Below are 16876 nucleotides of genomic sequence, written 5' to 3'. Positions count from 1 at the left end.
CCACCGTAGATCGAACGCCGGAGCGCGCCGCCGTATCAAACTTGGTTTCAGGCCAATTGCTCGATCTTGGCGGCCAATTCGGCCCCGCTCATCGGCTCCCGGGCGATGACGGCGATGGTGTCGTCCCCCGCGATCGTTCCCACGATCTCCGGCAGTGCGGCCCGGTCCAGCGCACTGGCGAGGAAATGCGCCGCACCCGGCGGCGTCCGCAGCACCGCGATATTGCCGCTGGCGTCGGTGGAGACCAGCAGATCCCCGAGCAGTTTCGACAACCGCTCGGTCCCGCCGGTCACCCCGCGCACCGGACTGCCGTCCTCGGGAACGACGTACACCCCGGCACCGCCGTCGGCGGCGCGCAGTTTCACCGCACCGAGTTCGTCGAGGTCACGGGACAGCGTGGCCTGGGTCGTCTCGATACCTTCGGCCGCGAGCAGGGTGGCCAGTTCGGTCTGGCTGCGCACCTCGTGCTGGGACAGGATGGCGATGATGCGGGCCTGGCGTCCCGCTCGTGTTCGCGCGATGGCCGCACCCGAACGGGTGGGTGCGGCCGAACGTCGCTCACCGCTCACCGCGCACCGCCCTCGAATTTCTCCAGCAGCCACACCAGCAGCGCCTTCTGGGCGTGCAAGCGGTTCTCGGCCTCGTCCCAGACCGCGCTGTGCGGACCGTCGATCACCTCGTCGGTGATCTCCTCACCGCGATGCGCCGGAAGGCAGTGCAGGACGGTGACATCCGGTGCGGCACGGGAGAGCAGGTCGGCGTTGACCTGGAAGGGCCGGAACGGGGCGACGCGGTCGCGGCCGTCGTTCTCCTGGCCCATGGACATCCAGGTGTCGGTGACCAGGGCGTCCGCGCCCTCGGCCGCGGCGAGGGGGTCGTTGGTGAGGGCGATCTTGGCTCCGGTCTCGGCGGCGCGCGCCCGCGCCGATTCGACGATCCACGGCAGCGGTTCGAAACCCTCGGGGGCGGCGATGGTGACGTTCAGTCCGGCCGTGACGCCGCCGAGCAGCAGCGAGTGCGCCATATTGTTCGCGCCGTCGCCGAGGTAGGTGAGGTTGCGCCCGGACAGGTCGCCCTTGCGCTCCTTCAGCGTCTGGAGGTCCGCCAGCACCTGGCACGGGTGGAACTCGTTGGACAGCGCGTTCACGACGGGAACCGTTGCGGCTGCGGCCATCTCGTCCAGGCGGGTCTGTTCGAAGGTGCGCCAGACGATGGTTTCCACGTAGCGGGAGAGCACCCGCCCGGTGTCGGCGAGGGTTTCCTCACGGCCCAGCTGGGTGTCGCGGCCGTCCACCACGACGGCGTGTCCGCCCAGCTGGGCGATACCCATCTCGAAGGAGAACCGGGTGCGGGTGGAGTTCTTCTCGAACATCACCGCCACCCCGCGCGGCCCCGCCAAGGGCTTGCGGCCCTGCGGGTTCTGCTTCAGTTCCGCGGCGAGAGCGAGGATTTCGGCCTGTTCGGCGGGCGTGACGTCGTCGTCGCGCAGGAAATGCCGGATGGTCACTGTGGGGTCCCCTTCGCCTTGGCCTGCGCGGCGTCGAGGATGCCGGGCAGGTCGGACAGGAAATTATCGGCCTGGGTTTCGGTGAGCACCAGCGGCGGCGCGAGCCGAATCACGTTCGGTTTGGCGGGATTGATGAGATATCCGGCGTCGCGGGCGGCCTCGTCGACCTGCGCCGCCACCGCGTCGGTGAGTTGGATGCCGATGAGCAGCCCCGCCCCGCGCACATGGTCCACCAGCGGGTGGTCGAGGGCGTCGATGCCGTCGATCAGTGTCTTGCCGAGCGTCTCCACATGGGTGAGCAGATCCTGCTCGTCGATGGTGCGCAGCACCGCCAGCGCCGCCGCGGCGCATACCGGATTGCCGCCGAAGGTGGTGCCGTGCAGGCCGGGCGTGAGCAGTTCCGCCGCCGCGCCCTGCGCCAGCACCGCGCCGATCGGCAGTCCGCCGCCGAGCCCCTTGGCCAGGGTGATCACATCGGGCACGATGCCCGCGGCCTGATGCGCGTAGAAGTGGCCGGTGCGCCCGATCCCGGTCTGCACCTCGTCCAGGATCAGCAGCGCCCCATGCTGTTTGGTGATGGCGCGGGCCCGCGCGAGATAGTCGGCCGGGGGCACCACGACACCGCTCTCCCCCATGATGGGCTCGATGAACACCGCCGCGGTCTGATCGTCCACCGCCGCCGCCAGTGCCTCGGCGTCGCCGTAGGGTACGTGCACCACGCCGGGCGGCATCGGCTCGAACGGGGCCCGCTTCGACGGTTGTCCCGTCAACGCCAGTGCGCCCATGGTGCGTCCGTGGAACGCCTCCTCGCAGGCGACGATCTTCGTCCGGCCGGTCAACCGCGAGATCTTGAACGCCGCCTCGTTGGCCTCGGTGCCGGAATTGCAGAAGAACGCCCGCCCGTGCCCGTCCCCGCTGTGTTCAGTGCCGAAGCGCGCGAGCAGCCGCTCGGCGAGCTCGAGCACCGGTTCGCTCGCATACAGATTCGAGGTGTGCCCGAGCGTGCCCAACTGCTGGGTGACCGCCTCCAGAATGGCCGGATGCGCGTGGCCCAGGCTGTTCACGGCGATACCGCCGAGGAAGTCCAGGTAGCGCTTGCCGTCGGCGTCGTACACCACCGCGCCCGCACCGCGCACCAGCGCGACCTTCGGGGTGCCGTAGTTGTTCATCAGCAGGGTGGACCACCGCTGCTGCAGGTCGGCTGTGTTGGTCATACATACTCCTGAGCCGGGGTGACCATCGTGCCGATGCCCTCCCCCGTGAATAGTTCCAGCAGCACCGAATGCGGCACCCGGCCGTCGATCACGTGCGCGGTCGGCACCCCGCCGAGCACGGCGCGCAGGCAGGCTTCCATCTTGGGCACCATGCCCGCATCGAGGCGCGGCAGCAACTTCTCGAGTTCGGCGGTATCGATCCGGCTGGTCAACGACGACCGGTCGGGCCAGTCGGTGTACAGCCCTTCGACATCGGTGAGCACCACGAGTTTCTCCGCGCCGATACCCTGTGCGAGCGCCGCCGCGGCGGTGTCGGCATTGATGTTGTGCACCACGCCGTCGGCATCGGGCGCGATGGTGGACACCACCGGAATACGGCCCGCGCCGATGAGATCCAGCACCGCATCGGGATTGACGGAGGTGACGTCGCCGACCAGGCCGATATCGGTGGCGACGCCGTCCACGTCGACGGTACGGCGGGTGGCGGTGAACAGGTGGGCGTCCTCACCGGAGATGCCGACGGCGTACGGGCCGTGCGCATTGATGAGCCCCACCAGCTCCCGGCCCACCTGACCGAAGAGCACCATGCGCACGACATCCATCACCTCGGGTGTGGTGACCCGGAAACCGCCCCGGAACTCGCCCTGTAGTCCGAGTTTGGTCAGCATGGCACTGATCTGCGGACCGCCGCCGTGCACCACCACCGGATGTACGCCGACGGTGCGCAGGAACGCCATATCGGCGGCGAAGGCGCGTTTGAGTTCGTCGTCGACCATGGCGTTGCCGCCGTATTTGACGACCACGATCTTGTCGTGGAACTTCTGCAACCAGGGCAGCGCGTCGGCGAGGACGTGCGCCTTGTCCAGCGCCGAGAGTTGTTCGTGCAGTGGGTTCATGAGCTGTAGGCCGAATTCTCTTCGACGTATCCGTGCGAGAGGTCCGTGGTGCGAATGGTGGCCTCGCCCGCGCCCAGGCCGAGATCCACGACCACGTGGATGTCCGCCCCGGACAGGTCCACCTCGCGCGCGCCGGGAGCGCCGGTGCCGTTGACGCACACCGGACTTCCGTTGAACGACACCGAGATCAGGTTGGGGTCGAGGTCGATCGGCGCGATACCGACCGCGGCCAGCACCCGGCCCCAGTTCGGATCCGAGCCGAAGAACGCCGTCTTGACCAGGCTGTCGCGGGCGATGGCGCGGGCACCGGTGAGCGCCTGATCCTCGTCCACCGCCCCGGTGACGGTGACCAGCACCCGCTTGGTGACGCCCTCGGCATCCGCCATGAGCTGACCGGCGAGATCGTCGCAGATCGCGAGCACGGCGGCGTCGAGTTCCGCCTGTGTCGGCGCGACCTCGCTGGCGCCGTTGGCGAGCAGCAGCACGGTGTCGTTGGTGGAGCAGGAGCCGTCCACGTCGAGGCGGTCGAAGGTGCGGCCGGTGGCCTTGCGCAGCGCCTCGTCCAGCTGGGCCGGGGTGGCCACGGCATCGGTGGTCAGCACCACCAGCATGGTGGCCAACGAGGGCGCGAGCATGCCCGCGCCCTTGGCCATGCCGCCCACATTCCACTTGTCCTTGTGATGGAACGCGGCTTCCTTGGGCACGGTGTCGGTGGTCATGATGGCCCGCGCGGCTTCCGCGCCGCCGGAGAGCCCGCCGCCCATCTCGTGCACGATCTCGGTGACGGCGGGAATCAGCTTGTCCATGGGCAGCCGGTCGCCGATGAGACCCGTGGAGCAGACCGCGATCTCACCCGCACCGGTCTCGGTGCCCCAGTTGCTCAGGGCTTTCGCGAGTTCCTCGGCGGTGGCGTGGGTGTCCTGGAATCCGCCCGGACCCGTACACGCGTTCGCGCCACCGGAATTCAGGATGACCGCGCGCAGCCGACCACCGGTGAGCACCTGCTGCGACCACAGCACCGGCGCGGCCTTCACCTTGTTGCGAGTGAACACGCCCGCCGCCGCGTATTCGGGACCTTCGCTGAAGACGAGTGCCAGATCCGGCTTGCCGCTGGCCTTGATGCCCGCGGCGATACCGGCGGCGCGGAAGCCCAGCGGCGCGGTGACGCCCTGGGTCCGAACCAGCTTGCCGTTCTCGAATGTCGTCACGGTGCCACTCCTACGGTGGAAAGTCCTGCGGTCTCGTCGAATCCGACGGCCAGATTCATGGATTGCACCGCGGCGCCCGCGGTGCCCTTGGTCAAGTTGTCGATCGCGCCGACCACCACCAGCACCCCGGCATCGGCGTCCACCTGGACCTGGAGGGTGACGGCATTGGAGCCGAGCACCGAACCGGTCTGCGGCAGGCGGCCTTCCGGCAGCAGGTGTACGAAAGGCTCGTCGGCATAGGCTTTCTCGTACACGGCGCGGGCCTCGGCGGCGTCCACCCGCACCGGCGCGGTGCAGGTGGCCAGGATGCCGCGCGCCATGGGCGCGAGGATGGGGGTGAAGGACACGGTGACGTCGACGCCCCCGGCGGCCTTCAGGTTCTGCGCGATCTCCGGGGTGTGCCGGTGCGCGCCCGCGATGTTGTAGGCCCGCGCGGAGCCCATCACCTCGGATCCGAGCAGCCCCACGTCGAGTTTGCGCCCCGCCCCCGAGGTGCCGGTCACCGCGACCACGTGCACGCTCGGTTCGATGATTCCGGCGGCCACGGCCGGGGCCAGCGCCAGACTCGCCACGGTCGGGTAGCAGCCCGGTACGGCGATGCGCCGCGCCCCGCTCAGGGCAGCACGGCCGCCCGGCAGTTCCGGCAGCCCGTAGGGCCAGCTGCCCGCGTGCGGGCTGCCGTAGTACTTCTCCCACGCCGCCGCGTCGGTGAGCCGGAAGTCCGCCCCGCAGTCGATGACGACGGTCGACTCCGGCAGCTGCTGCGCGAGGGCCGCCGACTGGCCGTGCGGTAGTCCCAGGAAGACGACGTCGTGGCCCGCCAGTTCGTCGGCGGTGGTGGGTGCGAGCACCCGATCGGCCAGCGGCAGCAGATGCGGCTGCAGTTCCCCCAGCGCCGTACCGGCGTTCGACCCCGCGGTCAGCGCCCCGATCTCGAGGCGCCCGGCTCGGTAGGCTGGATGCCCGAGCAGCAGGCGCAGCACTTCGCCGCCCGCATATCCGCTCGCACCGGCTACCGCGACCCGTACCGTGGGCCCACCCGAGGTATCCACCATGTGATGATTATGCACGAACGTGCAAGCTCATTCACGCGTGGGTGTCCGATCCGACCCGTGAGGTCGGTTCAGGGCCGGAACACCAGCAGCGGAACATGCATTTCGGCCGAGGTCAGCGAGCCGTGATGGCCGACCATGCCGGATTGCAGCGGTTCGACGGCCGATCGCACGATGCCCGCGCGCTGGCGGGCCACCACGACCAGATCGCCGATGCGGTCGAAACTCTCCGGAGCGATGACCGGACCGAACCACCCGCGCTGGATGGCATCCGCGCGCAGTACCACGTCGAACCGGTCGCCGAGGAGTTCGGACCAGGCGGCGGCGACATCCGGGGCCGCGCCGTCCAGGGTGTAGACGTGGCGGGCGCGGGGTTCGCCGCCCAGATCGCCGACGCCGTCGGCCAGGGCCGGATCGGTGTCGAAGTCGATGCGCTCGTCGACCTCCACCATGCCGTGGTCGGCGGTGACCAGCAGCGCGGCGTCCGCGGGCAGTCGTTCGGCGATGGCCTGCGCGGCGCGATCGACATTGGTCAGCTCGAATTTCCACGCCGGTGAGCCCGGACCGCGCACGTGGCCGGTGGTGTCCAGGTCGGCGTGGTAGGCGTAGACCAGGGAGCGGTCGCCCTGTCGCAGCGCGGTGAGCGCGCCGTCCACCAGATCGCCCATGGAGACGTCGAAGCGGAAGTCGCTGCCGCGGAAGGCCGCCCGGGTCAATCCCGATCCGGCCTGGAAAATCGGCCCGACCTGGGTGACCGCGACCCCGGCTGCCGCGGCCCGCTCGAACACCGTCGCCCGGGGCTGGAATTCCTCCGGGGACAGTTCCTTCAGCAGATCGACCTTCGGCCCGGCCCCGAACAGGCCCCACTTGAGCGGCGTCATCAACCGATCGTGTCCGGGCACCCGCAGCAGGTACCCCACCAGACCGTGCTCCCCCGGCGGCACGCCGACACCCAGGGATGTCAGGCTGGTGGTGGTCGTGGTCGGGAATCCGGCGGTCAGGCTCCGGGGATCGGCGCTGGCCAGGAATGGCGCGATATCGGCGTGCTCGGCCAACTGTTCGGAGCCCAACCCGTCGATCAGCAGGACGCACACGCGCCGCGCGTCCAATCCCAGTCCGAGCCGGTCCGTCTCTCCCGGAATTCCCAACCCGGCCAGGAGCGAAGGGAACAGATCGGACAGCGATGCCTGTCCGTAGCGCGGCACAGTGAACACGCCTCCCACCATCCCAAGATCACAGACGGCGGACAAGGGGATTGCCGCGACGACGCCCCGGTCGGCCCGAGCACCGCCCGCCCGCGGTGCGCGCCGCCGCCGAGGCGAACGACGCTGACGAACTACCAAGCAGTCGGTAGGGTGGGTTCGTCACCGCCACCGGCACGAGGAACAGGTATGGCAGACAAGCAATCCGACGTCCCGCTCCGACTGACCGGACGGTTCAACCACTTCGCGAGCACCCGCCTCGGGCCGGTGACGCGGTTCTACGCGCGACTGCACGGCAGGCTCTACACCCGTTTCGGCGGCTCCCGCTTCACCACCCTCGAGGGCAAACCGGTCTTCCGCCTGACCGTGCCCGGCCGCAAGTCCGGCGAACCCCGCCCGGTCATGCTCATGCTCATCCGCGACGGCGACGACCTGCTGGTCTGCGGCTCCAACGGCGGCAACCCGGGCGCGCCGAACTGGTGGAAGAACCTCATGGCCGCGGGCACGGCACAGGTGCAGGTCGGACCGGAGACGTGGCCGGTCGCGGTGCGCCTGGTCGAGGACGAGGTGGAGTACGACCGACACTGGCGCACGCTGGTGGCCGGCTACCCCAACTTCGCCACCTACCAGGCCCTGAGCCCACGCCGGTTCCCCATCGCGGTGCTGCGCCGTACGGAATGAGTGCCGCACGGCACGAGTACGGTCAGGCCACCGTTCAGGTGGACCAGACCGCGAGTTCGCCGCCCGGCATGGAGACGGCCAGGTAGTTCGGGCCGGTGAGCGACCATGCCTCGAAGTACCGGTCCGGCTCGATCACCACCGTGCGGCCGGTGTCCAGGGTGAGGCGGAGGCCGCCGGAGTCGGGGACGGTGGCCGTGGTGATCACACCGTCGAGCAGGACCACCAGGTCACCGTTGTCGCGGGTCGGGTCGCCCACGACGAAGTGTTCGATGCCGTTGGAGGTTTCCACGGCGAGTTCGCCGCCGATGTGCAGTTCGTATTCGCCCACGCCGAGGGCGAGCAGTGGCTCCGTCGACAGTACGCACAGGTTCCGGCCGGTGATCGGCAGTTCCATGTTTCCTCCTCGGGCTCTGTTTCCACTGTGCCCGAGGGGCGGACCGGTGCGCCGGGGGCGCTCCGGTCCGTGCGCGGCCTCATAGCGCGGCCGCGACTGTGAGCCGTCGCACTCCGGTCAGGCGTCCGCGAGGATGCCCAGCACCTGCTCGGACAGGAAGAACGGCTCCAGCCGCTCGCGAATCAGCTTGGACAGCACACCGTTTCGCTTGGCCTGCTCGATGACCGCCGGACCGTAGCGCAGGATCTCCCCGGCGATGTCCTCGCCCGAGAGTCCGAGTTCGGGCAGCATGGCGGCGAGGGTGTGATCGCCGTACTTGGTGAAGAACACGTCCACACATTCGTCGACGAGCAGCCCGAAGTACTCCTTCTCGCGAGTGGTGAGCGCGATCTGGTAGATGATCACCGCGAGTTCGCGCAGTTCCTGCTGCGAGAGGTATTCGCGCAGACCGCTCACCGGCTCCCCGGCGTGCAGATCCCAGAATTCCATGGCGGCGTCGTGCACGGGCGCGTCGCGCAACATCTCGCGAATCGCGTTGTTGGTGCGCTTCAGCGCGAATTGCGCTCCCTTACCGGCCATTTCGCCGAGGAAGGTGCCATCGCCGGCGGCCTTCTCGGCGGCCTTGCGCGCCTGCTTGGCGGCCGAGGTGCCCAGCGACACCAGCGATCCCACACCCGGGATCTTGCCCGCCATCTGCCGATTGGACTCCATGAAGTCGTTGATCAGCTTGTCCACGAACTTCGAGGCCACGGTGGCGATGAGCGGACTCTCGGTGAGCCGCTCCAGAATTCGCTCCTGCGCCTGGTGCATGCCGAAGATCTTCTCCAGCAGCTGTTCGACGGGTTCGCGGTCCACCACGTCACCGAGGGTGTAGTCGTTGTTCTCGGCGATATTGTCGTAGATGGAGTCGGCGAAGACGCTCACCACATCCCGCAGTACGGGGCTGCCGCCGATCAGGTTGATCACAGTGGCGACGGTCTGCTTGGCCTCGTCGATGCCGACGACCTCGCGGAAGACCATGGTGTCGGCGACACCGAGCACGGCCTCCACATCGCGGGCGACCACCTCGGCGAACCGGTCGCCGCTCACTTCTCCGACAAGGTATTCGACCTGGGCGTCCAGGAGTCGTTCTGCGATCTCACGCGGCTCGGTCATCGGCTTCCACCCATCTGCTGATCCGGGACCGCCCGCGCAGGCTACGGCTGATCGGAGTCCTGTTCGTGGACCGATTTCCGGATCTGCTCGAGGCGTTCCCGCGCGGCCTTCTCCCGCGCATCCCACTGTTCGGCGACGCTGCGGCCCACAGGTGTCTGCCGATCCAATTCGCCCATCCCCCGCGCGGTGCCGTAGCGCTGCTCGACCTTATCGCGAACTGACTCGAAAGTAGGGACTCCACCGGGCGAATAGCCCCCGACCGCTTCGATACCCGGCGTCGGCTCCGGTATGCCGGCGGTCACAGGAGCGGCCCCGACCTGCCCGAACGCCCCCGGCGCGTCGGGCTGTGGATAGTTCGCGCCAATCTGAGTGTCCGTACTCACACCCACCGCGACCGGCACATGACCGGTGGTCGCGGCCAGTGAGGCCGCCACCTCGTGCAGCGCTCCCAGGGCGGCGCGACCATCGGTGGCGGCGGCCACCACGGCGGCCACGTCGGCATCGGACAGGCTCGAGAGGGCTCTCGCGAGTTCACCGGCATCAGTCATAGAGCCAGGTTACGCACCGAATCGGACATTCGGCGCGAAGTAATAGCGGCGGGCTCTGGCTCCCGCCGCCATCGACCACCGTCGATCGCCTCAGGCGAGGAGCGCGAACAGCAGGCCCGCGACCGCGAAACTCACCACCGACAGCACCGTCTCGAGCACCGTCCAGGTTTGCAGCGTCTGTTTGACGGAGAGGTTGAAGTACTTGGCGATGATCCAGAAGCCGCCGTCGTTGACGTGGCTGAGGATGATGGAGCCCGCCGCGATGGCCATGGCGATGAGCGCCAGTGCCAGCTGCGAGTATCCCTGGTCGACCAGCAACGGGGCGACGATGCCGCCGGTGGTGACGATGGCGACCGTCGCCGATCCCTGCGCGATGCGCAGCCCGCAGCTGATCAGGTAGGCCAGCACGATGACGGGCAGCCCGGCCGCGGACATGGTGTCGGCCAGTGCCGCGCCGATTCCGGTGGCGGAGATGACCTTTCCGAAGAACGCGCCCGCGCCGACGACCAGCAGCAGCATGCCGATGGGCCGCAGCGATTCGCCGGTGAGCACACCCAGTTCCTGCACGCTGGACCCGCGCCGGATACCGAGCACGTAGAAGGCGATGAGCACCGCGACCAGCAGGGCGACGGCGGGCGTGCCCAGGAACGTCAGCACGGCCAGCGCGCGCGAGCCGTCGTCGAGAATCTGGCTGCCGAAGGTCGCGCCGAGGATGAGCAGCAGCGGAATGGCGATGATGGACCCGATGAGCGCGACGGAGGGCGCTTTCTGTTCCAGCACACCGGTTTTCGGGTCGGTCGCGGTACCGGGCCCCTCCCCGGCGGCCGACTGGCGCGGCCGCACCAGGAAGTCCTCGGGCACCTCGACCTGCACGCGCTTGCCGATCCAGCCGCCCCACACGATGCCCGCCGCGATGAAACCCGGGATGCCGCAGACGAATCCGATCAGAATGAGCCAGCCCAGGCTGACCCCGAGCAGGCCGCCCAGGGCGACCGGCCCCGGATGCGGCGGCAGGAAGGCGTGCGTCATGGACAGTCCCGCCAGCATGGGCATCGCGTACAACACCAGCGACCGACCCCCGCGTTTGGCGGCCACGTACACCAGCGGCGCGAGTACGAAGATGCCCACATCGAAGAACACCGGGATGCCGAAGATGAGGCCGAGCAGGCCCATGGCGATGGGAGCGCCCCGGTCGCCGAAGAGTTTCAGCAGTTTCTCGGTGAGCACGTCCGCGCCGCCGGAGCGTTCCAGGATCGCGCCGAGCACGGTGCCGAGGCCGATGATGACCGCGATATGGCCGAGAATGCCGCCGAATCCCGTCTCCAGCAGGGATTCCCCGGCCTTCAACGGTGTTCCGACAATGGTGGAGACCGGCAGTCCGGCGGCCAGGGCCAGGCCGAGGCCGGTGAGCAGCAGGGCGATGAACGGTTCGAGTTTGAACCGGATGATCGCGAGCAGCAGCACGGCGATGGCGAGCCCGCACAGCACCAGCAGCCCGGGGGTGGTGGTGCGCAGCCAGTCGACGGTGGCGCCCATGGGTTACCTCACTTCAAGGGATCGAACGAACGAGGCCGCGCGCGAGGCGATGGCGGACCAGCGGCCCGCGGCGACATCGGAGGGTGCGACGACATCGGTTCCGGCCGTGACGGCCACCGCGCCGTGCGCGAGGAAATCGACGGCATTGGCCGCGTTGACACCGCCGGAGGGAATGAGATCCACCTCTGGGAAGGGGCCACGCAGATCCTTCAGATAGCCCGGCCCGAGGGCGCGGGCGGGGAAGATCTTCACCGCCGCCGCGCCCAGATCGAGTGCGGCCATGACCTCGCTGGGTGTGAAAGCCCCCATGACGACCGGGATGTCGCGCCGCACGGCCACCGCGGCGACGGCGGGGCGCAGCCCGGGCGTCACCAGGAAGCGCGCGCCGCTGTCGATGGCGGCCTCGGCCTGGTCGGCGGTGAGCACCGTGCCCGCACCCACCACCGCGTGCGCCGACTCGGCGGCCTTGCGCAGGCAATCCAGCACGCCGTGGGTGGTGAAGGTGAGTTCCAGTGCTCGAATTCCAGCCCCCGCCAAGGTATTCGCGAGTGCGAGCGGGTCGGGGATCTCGGGCGCACGCACCACCGTCAACGCGCGATCGGTGCGGATCACCTCCAGGGCGGTGGTCACCGGGTCTCCTTCCGCTCGGAATTCATGCGCAGCGCGCGACCGGCCAGCGCGCCCGTGGGTCTGCCCTCGTCGAGGGCGAAGACGCCGTTGACGAGTACGTGGGAAATGCCGCGCGCCTGCTGTTTCGGCTGCTCGAAGGTGGCGGTGTCGGCGATGGTCGCCGGATCGAAGATCACCAGATCGGCGGCGTACCCGGCACGGATGAGCCCGCGGTCGCGCAGTCGCAGCCGCTCGGCGGGCCGTCCGGTGAGGTGGTTGACGCAGTCCTCGAGTTCCAGGTGCCCGAGTTCGCGCACATAGTGCCCGAGGTAGCGCGGGAAGGTGCCCCACGCCCGGGGATGCGGCCGCTCACCGACGAGCAGGCCGTCACTGCCGCCCATGTGACGCGGGTGGCGCATGATGGCGCGCACGTTCTCCTCGTGGCCGACATGCTGAAGAATGGTGGTGCCCAACTGGTCTCGGGTCAGCAGGTCGAAGAACACCGCCACCGGCGGCAGGTCGCGGTCGACGGCGATCTCGCTGACGGTGCGGCCGACGTACGCTCCGAGTTCGGGGTTGCGCACGCCGCTGAGCTGGATGGTGTCCCAGTCGACGGTCACGCCGTGGCAACCGTCCGAGCCGTTCACGGTGACGTCGGCGGCGATGCGCACCCGCTGGACCGGGTCGGCGATGCGGGCCAGCGCGGCATCCGGCCCGCCGGACATGACCCAGCTCGGCAGCAGCGCCGACAGCGTGGTGGAGCCGGGCAGATACGGGTACGTGTCGAGGCTGATATCGCAGCCCTCGGCCAGTGCGTCGTCGATCATGGCGAGCAGTTCCGGTGCGCGCCCGCGGTTCTCGCCGAAGTTCATGGTGGCGTGGGTGAGGTGCACCGCGCAGCCGGTGCGCCGGGCCAACCCGATCATCTCGGCGTAGGCGGCCAGTGCGCCCTTCCCGTAGGAGCGGGTGTGCGGGGCGTAGAAGCCGCCCGCCGCCGCGACCACCTCGCACAAAGCCGCCAATTCGTCGGTGTCGGCATACATTCCGGGCGTATAGGTGAGGCCGCTGGACATGCCGACCGCGCCCTCGGCCAGGCTGCGCGCGAGCAGTTCACGCATGAGGTCGATCTCGGTGGGTGTGGCGGGCCGCTGCTCCGGGCCGACGACGAGCAGCCGCAGCGTGCCCTGCGGCACCAGGTAGGCGGCATTGGGGGTGATGCCCCGGTCCAGCCGGTCCAGGTACTCCCCCACCGTGCGCCAGTCGAAGTCGAGATCCGGATTGCCGTTCCACCCGGCGATCTGGCGGCGCACGATATCGAGGGTGGGCCCGTCGACGGGTGCGTAGGACAGGCCGTCCTGCCCGATCACCTCGGTCGTCACCCCCTGGCTGAGTTTGGGGAAGTGGCCCGGATCGGTGAGCAGGTGCAGATCGGAGTGGGCGTGCATATCGATGAAACCCGGAGTGAGAACCAGGGATTCACCCGGTATCACCCGGTCGGCAGCGGCGATCGAGCCGGGTTCGGCGAGGGCGGTGATGCGGCCGCCGTCGACCAGGACGTCGCCGCGCCGTCGCGGCGCGCCCGTCCCGTCGATGATGTCGATATCGCGAATCAGCAGTTCGGACACGGTCGCCTCAGAAGAAGGTGTGCAGCAGATCGACCACGCGGGGCCGCTCGGCATCGGCATCGTCGATCACGGGTATGAGCCGCCATTTGTCGAAGGCGGTGCAGGGATGCGACAACCCCAGCCGCACCACGCTGCCGACCGGCACCTCGTGCGGGGCAGCGCCGGGCAGCCGTAGAAAGGTGTGCTGGTCGTTGAGCGCCGACACCGTGGCCCCGGCGGGCAGTGCGCGCACTGCCGGTCCCGCGATCCGCTGCGGGACCGGCAGCCCCTCATCGAACGGGAGATCGCGCTTTCCGGCATCGAGCAGCGCCAACTCCGGTTCCGGCCGGGAGACGGTGCGCGCCCACCCGTGCATGGCCGAGCGCAGCGGGCGCTCGGTGTGCCCCGCGGCGAGCGGGGAGATTCCGGCATAGAAGCCGTCGTCGTGGATCAGGTACGCGCCGGAGCGCAGCACCACCGTGGTCGCGACGCCGCGTGCGCCGTCCTCGTCCGCGAGTCCGGCGAGGTGTTCGACCACCAGTTCCGGGTAGGCGCTGCCGCCCGCGGTGATCACCGCCGCACCGGGATACATTCCGGCGGCGGCGATCTCACCGTGCAGTCGGGTCAGATCGTCGAGGTAGCCGTGCACCGCGGCCAGCGCGCCATCGGTCCGGTCGTGGGCGAGCGCACCCTCGTAGCCGCCGACACCGCCGAGGCGCAGCCGCTTCGACGCGCTGATCGCCGCCGCGATCTCGAGTCCCCGCTGCACCGAACGCGCGCCGGTGCGCCCGTGCGGCCCGCCCAGTTCGACCAGGACGGTGAGCCGATCGGTGCGCGGGGCGGACTCCAGGACGCGGTCCATGAGTTCGACCGTGGCGACACTGTCGGCCCAGCACAGGAATTCGAACTCCGGGTGGGCCGCCAGCTCCGCCGCGACCCACTGCAGCGCGACCGGATCGACCAGGGCGTTCGCCAGCAGGATGCGGTCCACGCCGAAGGAGCGGGCCACCTGCGCCTGCCAGCCGGTGGCCAGGGTGATCCCCCAGGCTCCGGCGGTGAGCTGGCGCTCCCACAGCCGCGGGGCCATGGTGGTCTTGCCGTGTGGGGCCAGTCGCACCCCGGCGGCCCGGGTCCAGTCGGCCATGACGGCGAGGTTCGATTCCATGGCCGCGGCGTCCACGGTCAGCACCGGGGTGGCGAGGTCGTCGAGATGCGGTGCGGTGTCCAGGTATTCGCGCACGGACAGTCCCCACGCGGCGGGCGGGAGGGACTTGTGTTCCGGACCCAGCCTGCGCTCGTCCAGCGCGGCGACGGCGTCCTTGTCGATGGCCACGGAACTCCCTTCGGTATTCACGGTTCGCGGCGGGCGGCGAGATAGCCGCTATGCATTGCATATTTCGCAACGCTTGTTGCGTAATATGTAAGTGGTGGTTAGTCTGCACGGGATGGCCGAAAGCCGCAAGGGTTCGAAGGGAGTTCGTGTGATCTGGCCTATGCCGAACCGGCCGCGGGCGGTGACCGTGGGCGAGGGACTGGCCGTGCTGGTGGCCCAGCCGGGACCACTCGAGGACTCCCCCGTCTTCGAGCGCGGGGCGGGCGGCGCCGAGGCCAATGTGGCGGCCGTGCTGACCCAACTCGGGGTGCCGACGGCCTGGATCTCCCGTGTCGGCGACGACGGCTTCGGCCGGTACCTGGTGCGGCATCTGGGCGAACGCGGCGTGGACATCTCCGCCGTGGCCGTCGATACCGAGCGGCCCACCGCCGTCTATGTGAAGGAGCGCGGCGGCGGCTCGGACACACCCGGCGATCTGGCGGCCGGTGCCAGCCGAATGCTGTACTACCGCACCGGATCCGCCGCCAGCGCGCTGTCCCCCGCCGATCACGACGCGGCCGCCGCCCTGCTCGACGGCTGCGAGGTCGTCCACTTCACCGGCATCACCACGGCGCTCTCGGATTCCGCAACGGCGCTCACCGACTCCCTGCTCTCCCGGCCGCGCGGCGACCGGCTGCTCAGCTTCGATCTGAATTACCGTCCGGCGCTGTGGCATCGACGCACCGCGAATGCCGCCGAGGTGCTGGCCCGGCATGTGCGCGGCGCTGATGTGGCGTTCCTCGGCTCCGACGAGGCCGCGGCGGTCTTCGGCACCGGCGATCCGGATCGGCTGCGCGCACTGTTCCCGCAGCCGCGGCATCTGGTGGTCAAGAACGACGCGCACGCGGTGATCGGCTTCCTCGGCGAGCGCCGACTCGAGGTGCCCGCCCTCGCGCTCACGGTGACCGAACGCATCGGTGCCGGAGACGCTTTCGCGGGCGGCTACCTGGGCGCGCTGCTCCAGGGGCGACCGCACGAGCACCTGCTGCGCTTCGGTCATCTGTGCGCGGCGGCGGCGCTCACGGCCGTGGGCGACGGCGCCGAACTCCCGCCACCGGCGCGGTTGGCGACGCTGGCCGCCCTGGATACCGCCGAATGGTCCCGACTGCGCTACCCCGACGCCGTCATGACCGAGAATGTGGCCTCATGAGCCAGAGTCTGCTGCGCGCGCTGACCATTCTCACCGAACTGGGTGAGGACTCGAAATCCCTGGACGAGTTGGCCACTCGGCTGGGTGTACACAAATCGACGGTGCTGCGGCTGTTGCAGACCATGGAGGGCGAGCGTTTCGTCACCCATGACGCCGAACACCGGTACCGCCTCGGTTCACGACTGTTCGAGCTGGCCAATCGCGCCCTGGAGAGCCGCGATATCCGCACGGTGGCGCGACCGCATCTCACCGACCTCAATGCCGCCACGGGTCAGACCATCCACCTCGCGGTCTACGAGTCCGGTGAGGCGGTCTACATCGACAAACTCGATGCGACACAGAGTGTTCGGATGTACTCGCGGGTAGGCCGTCCCGCACCGCTGCACTGCACGGCGGTCGGGAAGGTGCTCGTCGCCGCGCAGCCGCGCACGCGGTGGCGGGCGATCGCCGAGGGCATCGAATACACGCGGTTCACCGATCGCACCATCGCCGATCCGGACGCCTACCTGACCGAACTGGAACTCGTCGCCGCACAAGGCTATGCGGAGGACCACGAGGAGCATGAGAGCTTCGTCAACTGCATCGGCGTCCCGGTCCGCGACGGCACCGGGGCGGTGGTGGCGGCGCTGTCGATGTCGGTGCCGGACATGCTGCTCGATCACGATCAGGTGCTCGCCCAGCTCCCCCGGGTGCGCGCCGCCGCCGACGCCGTCTCCGCCGAACTCGGCTGGAGTCCGTGACATCACCA

17 protein-coding genes are annotated in these 16876 nt (G+C 69.4%); 3 read left to right on the top strand and 14 right to left on the bottom strand.

Going from position 1 to position 16876, the window contains the following annotated elements; all coding sequences use genetic code 11:
- Positions 1–47: 47 nt before the first annotated feature.
- The 7 genes from ON31_RS12025 to ON31_RS11995 form a co-directional block, all read right to left on the bottom strand.
- Positions 48–569: an arginine repressor gene (locus ON31_RS12025; protein ID WP_051037122.1), complete on the bottom strand. Its 522-nt coding sequence runs from the start codon at positions 567–569 to the stop codon at positions 48–50.
- Positions 566–1507, bottom strand: a complete 942-nt coding sequence (argF, locus tag ON31_RS12020) for an ornithine carbamoyltransferase (protein WP_039812809.1) — start codon at positions 1505–1507, stop codon at positions 566–568. The genes ON31_RS12025 and argF overlap by 4 nt, the downstream gene beginning before the upstream one ends.
- Complete coding sequence (locus ON31_RS12015) at positions 1504–2721, bottom strand: acetylornithine transaminase (RefSeq protein WP_039812806.1); 1218 nt, start codon at positions 2719–2721, stop codon at positions 1504–1506. Before ON31_RS12015 ends, argF begins: the two co-directional genes overlap by 4 nt.
- Positions 2718–3617 carry an acetylglutamate kinase gene (argB, locus tag ON31_RS12010; protein WP_039812805.1) on the bottom strand — a complete coding sequence of 300 codons (900 nt, stop codon included), beginning with the start codon at positions 3615–3617 and terminating at the stop codon, positions 2718–2720. Before argB ends, ON31_RS12015 begins: the two co-directional genes overlap by 4 nt.
- Positions 3614–4825, bottom strand: coding sequence for a bifunctional glutamate N-acetyltransferase/amino-acid acetyltransferase ArgJ (gene argJ, locus ON31_RS12005; RefSeq protein ID WP_039812802.1), 1212 nt, complete (start codon positions 4823–4825; stop codon positions 3614–3616). Before argJ ends, argB begins: the two co-directional genes overlap by 4 nt.
- Positions 4822–5880: an N-acetyl-gamma-glutamyl-phosphate reductase gene (argC, locus tag ON31_RS12000; protein WP_029928911.1), complete on the bottom strand. Its 1059-nt coding sequence runs from the start codon at positions 5878–5880 to the stop codon at positions 4822–4824. The genes argJ and argC overlap by 4 nt, the downstream gene beginning before the upstream one ends.
- A gap of 68 nt (positions 5881–5948) precedes the next feature.
- Complete coding sequence (locus tag ON31_RS11995) at positions 5949–7091, bottom strand: alkaline phosphatase family protein (RefSeq protein WP_172544852.1); 1143 nt, start codon at positions 7089–7091, stop codon at positions 5949–5951.
- Between the two features lie 177 nt (positions 7092–7268).
- On the opposite strand from ON31_RS11995, the gene ON31_RS11990 reads away from it, so the two are divergent.
- On the top strand, positions 7269–7760 hold the full coding sequence (locus ON31_RS11990; RefSeq protein ID WP_051037120.1) for a nitroreductase/quinone reductase family protein: 492 nt from the start codon (positions 7269–7271) through the stop codon (positions 7758–7760).
- Between the two features lie 34 nt (positions 7761–7794).
- Here the strand turns inward: ON31_RS11990 and ON31_RS11985 are convergent, their stop codons facing one another.
- The 7 genes from ON31_RS11985 to ON31_RS11955 all read right to left on the bottom strand — a co-directional run bounded on the left by ON31_RS11985 (position 7795) and on the right by ON31_RS11955 (position 14939).
- Positions 7795–8154, bottom strand: a complete 360-nt coding sequence (locus tag ON31_RS11985; RefSeq protein WP_039812799.1) for a DUF6188 family protein — start codon at positions 8152–8154, stop codon at positions 7795–7797.
- A 117-nt stretch (positions 8155–8271) separates the two neighbouring features.
- On the bottom strand, positions 8272–9309 hold the full coding sequence (locus tag ON31_RS11980) for a hypothetical protein (RefSeq protein ID WP_039812796.1): 1038 nt from the start codon (positions 9307–9309) through the stop codon (positions 8272–8274).
- 41 nt (positions 9310–9350) lie between these two features.
- On the bottom strand, positions 9351–9857 hold the full coding sequence (locus ON31_RS11975; RefSeq protein WP_039812793.1) for a PspA/IM30 family protein: 507 nt from the start codon (positions 9855–9857) through the stop codon (positions 9351–9353).
- Positions 9858–9947: 90 nt separating this feature from the next.
- Positions 9948–11393, bottom strand: coding sequence for a GntP family permease (locus ON31_RS11970; protein WP_039812790.1), 1446 nt, complete (start codon positions 11391–11393; stop codon positions 9948–9950).
- Positions 11394–11396: 3 nt separating this feature from the next.
- Positions 11397–12023, bottom strand: a complete 627-nt coding sequence (locus ON31_RS11965; RefSeq protein WP_039812788.1) for a bifunctional 4-hydroxy-2-oxoglutarate aldolase/2-dehydro-3-deoxy-phosphogluconate aldolase — start codon at positions 12021–12023, stop codon at positions 11397–11399.
- The gene (locus ON31_RS11960; protein WP_081592393.1) at positions 12020–13681 is read right to left on the bottom strand and encodes an N-acyl-D-amino-acid deacylase family protein; all 1662 of its coding nucleotides are present in this window, start codon (positions 13679–13681) and stop codon (positions 12020–12022) included. The genes ON31_RS11965 and ON31_RS11960 overlap by 4 nt, the downstream gene beginning before the upstream one ends.
- Positions 13635–14939, bottom strand: coding sequence for a type III PLP-dependent enzyme domain-containing protein (locus ON31_RS11955; RefSeq protein WP_039812782.1), 1305 nt, complete (start codon positions 14937–14939; stop codon positions 13635–13637). The genes ON31_RS11960 and ON31_RS11955 overlap by 47 nt, the downstream gene beginning before the upstream one ends.
- A 160-nt stretch (positions 14940–15099) precedes the next feature.
- Between ON31_RS11955 and ON31_RS11950 the strand changes: the two genes are divergently transcribed.
- Together ON31_RS11950 and ON31_RS11945 are read left to right on the top strand one after the other, a co-directional pair.
- Positions 15100–16128, top strand: coding sequence for a sugar kinase (locus ON31_RS11950; RefSeq protein WP_051037119.1), 1029 nt, complete (start codon positions 15100–15102; stop codon positions 16126–16128).
- Positions 16125–16868, top strand: a complete 744-nt coding sequence (locus ON31_RS11945) for an IclR family transcriptional regulator (RefSeq protein ID WP_039812778.1) — start codon at positions 16125–16127, stop codon at positions 16866–16868. Before ON31_RS11950 ends, ON31_RS11945 begins: the two co-directional genes overlap by 4 nt.
- The last annotated feature ends 8 nt before the right edge of the window (positions 16869–16876 follow it).

The organism is Nocardia otitidiscaviarum NBRC 14405 (genome assembly GCF_000308635.1).
GTDB classification, from domain to species: Bacteria; Actinomycetota; Actinomycetes; order Mycobacteriales; family Mycobacteriaceae; genus Nocardia; species Nocardia otitidiscaviarum.
Note: the sequence above shows the minus strand (reverse complement) of the source record. Positions and strands in the feature narration are given on the sequence as shown.

Coding starts and splice junctions, on each gene's coding strand:
- ON31_RS12015 (WP_039812806.1), bottom strand. CDS start 2,721: ATGACCAACACAGCCGACCTGCAGCAGCGGTGGTCCACCCTGCTGATG.
- argB (WP_039812805.1), bottom strand. CDS start 3,617: ATGAACCCACTGCACGAACAACTCTCGGCGCTGGACAAGGCGCACGTC.
- argC (WP_029928911.1), bottom strand. CDS start 5,880: ATGGTGGATACCTCGGGTGGGCCCACGGTACGGGTCGCGGTAGCCGGT.
- ON31_RS11990 (WP_051037120.1), top strand. CDS start 7,269: ATGGCAGACAAGCAATCCGACGTCCCGCTCCGACTGACCGGACGGTTC.
- ON31_RS11985 (WP_039812799.1), bottom strand. CDS start 8,154: ATGGAACTGCCGATCACCGGCCGGAACCTGTGCGTACTGTCGACGGAG.
- ON31_RS11980 (WP_039812796.1), bottom strand. CDS start 9,309: ATGACCGAGCCGCGTGAGATCGCAGAACGACTCCTGGACGCCCAGGTC.
- ON31_RS11975 (WP_039812793.1), bottom strand. CDS start 9,857: ATGACTGATGCCGGTGAACTCGCGAGAGCCCTCTCGAGCCTGTCCGAT.
- ON31_RS11970 (WP_039812790.1), bottom strand. CDS start 11,393: ATGGGCGCCACCGTCGACTGGCTGCGCACCACCACCCCCGGGCTGCTG.
- ON31_RS11960 (WP_081592393.1), bottom strand. CDS start 13,681: ATGCCGAGCGGCCCCGCGTGGTCGATCTGCTGCACACCTTCTTCTGAG.
- ON31_RS11950 (WP_051037119.1), top strand. CDS start 15,100: ATGCCGAACCGGCCGCGGGCGGTGACCGTGGGCGAGGGACTGGCCGTG.
- ON31_RS11945 (WP_039812778.1), top strand. CDS start 16,125: ATGAGCCAGAGTCTGCTGCGCGCGCTGACCATTCTCACCGAACTGGGT.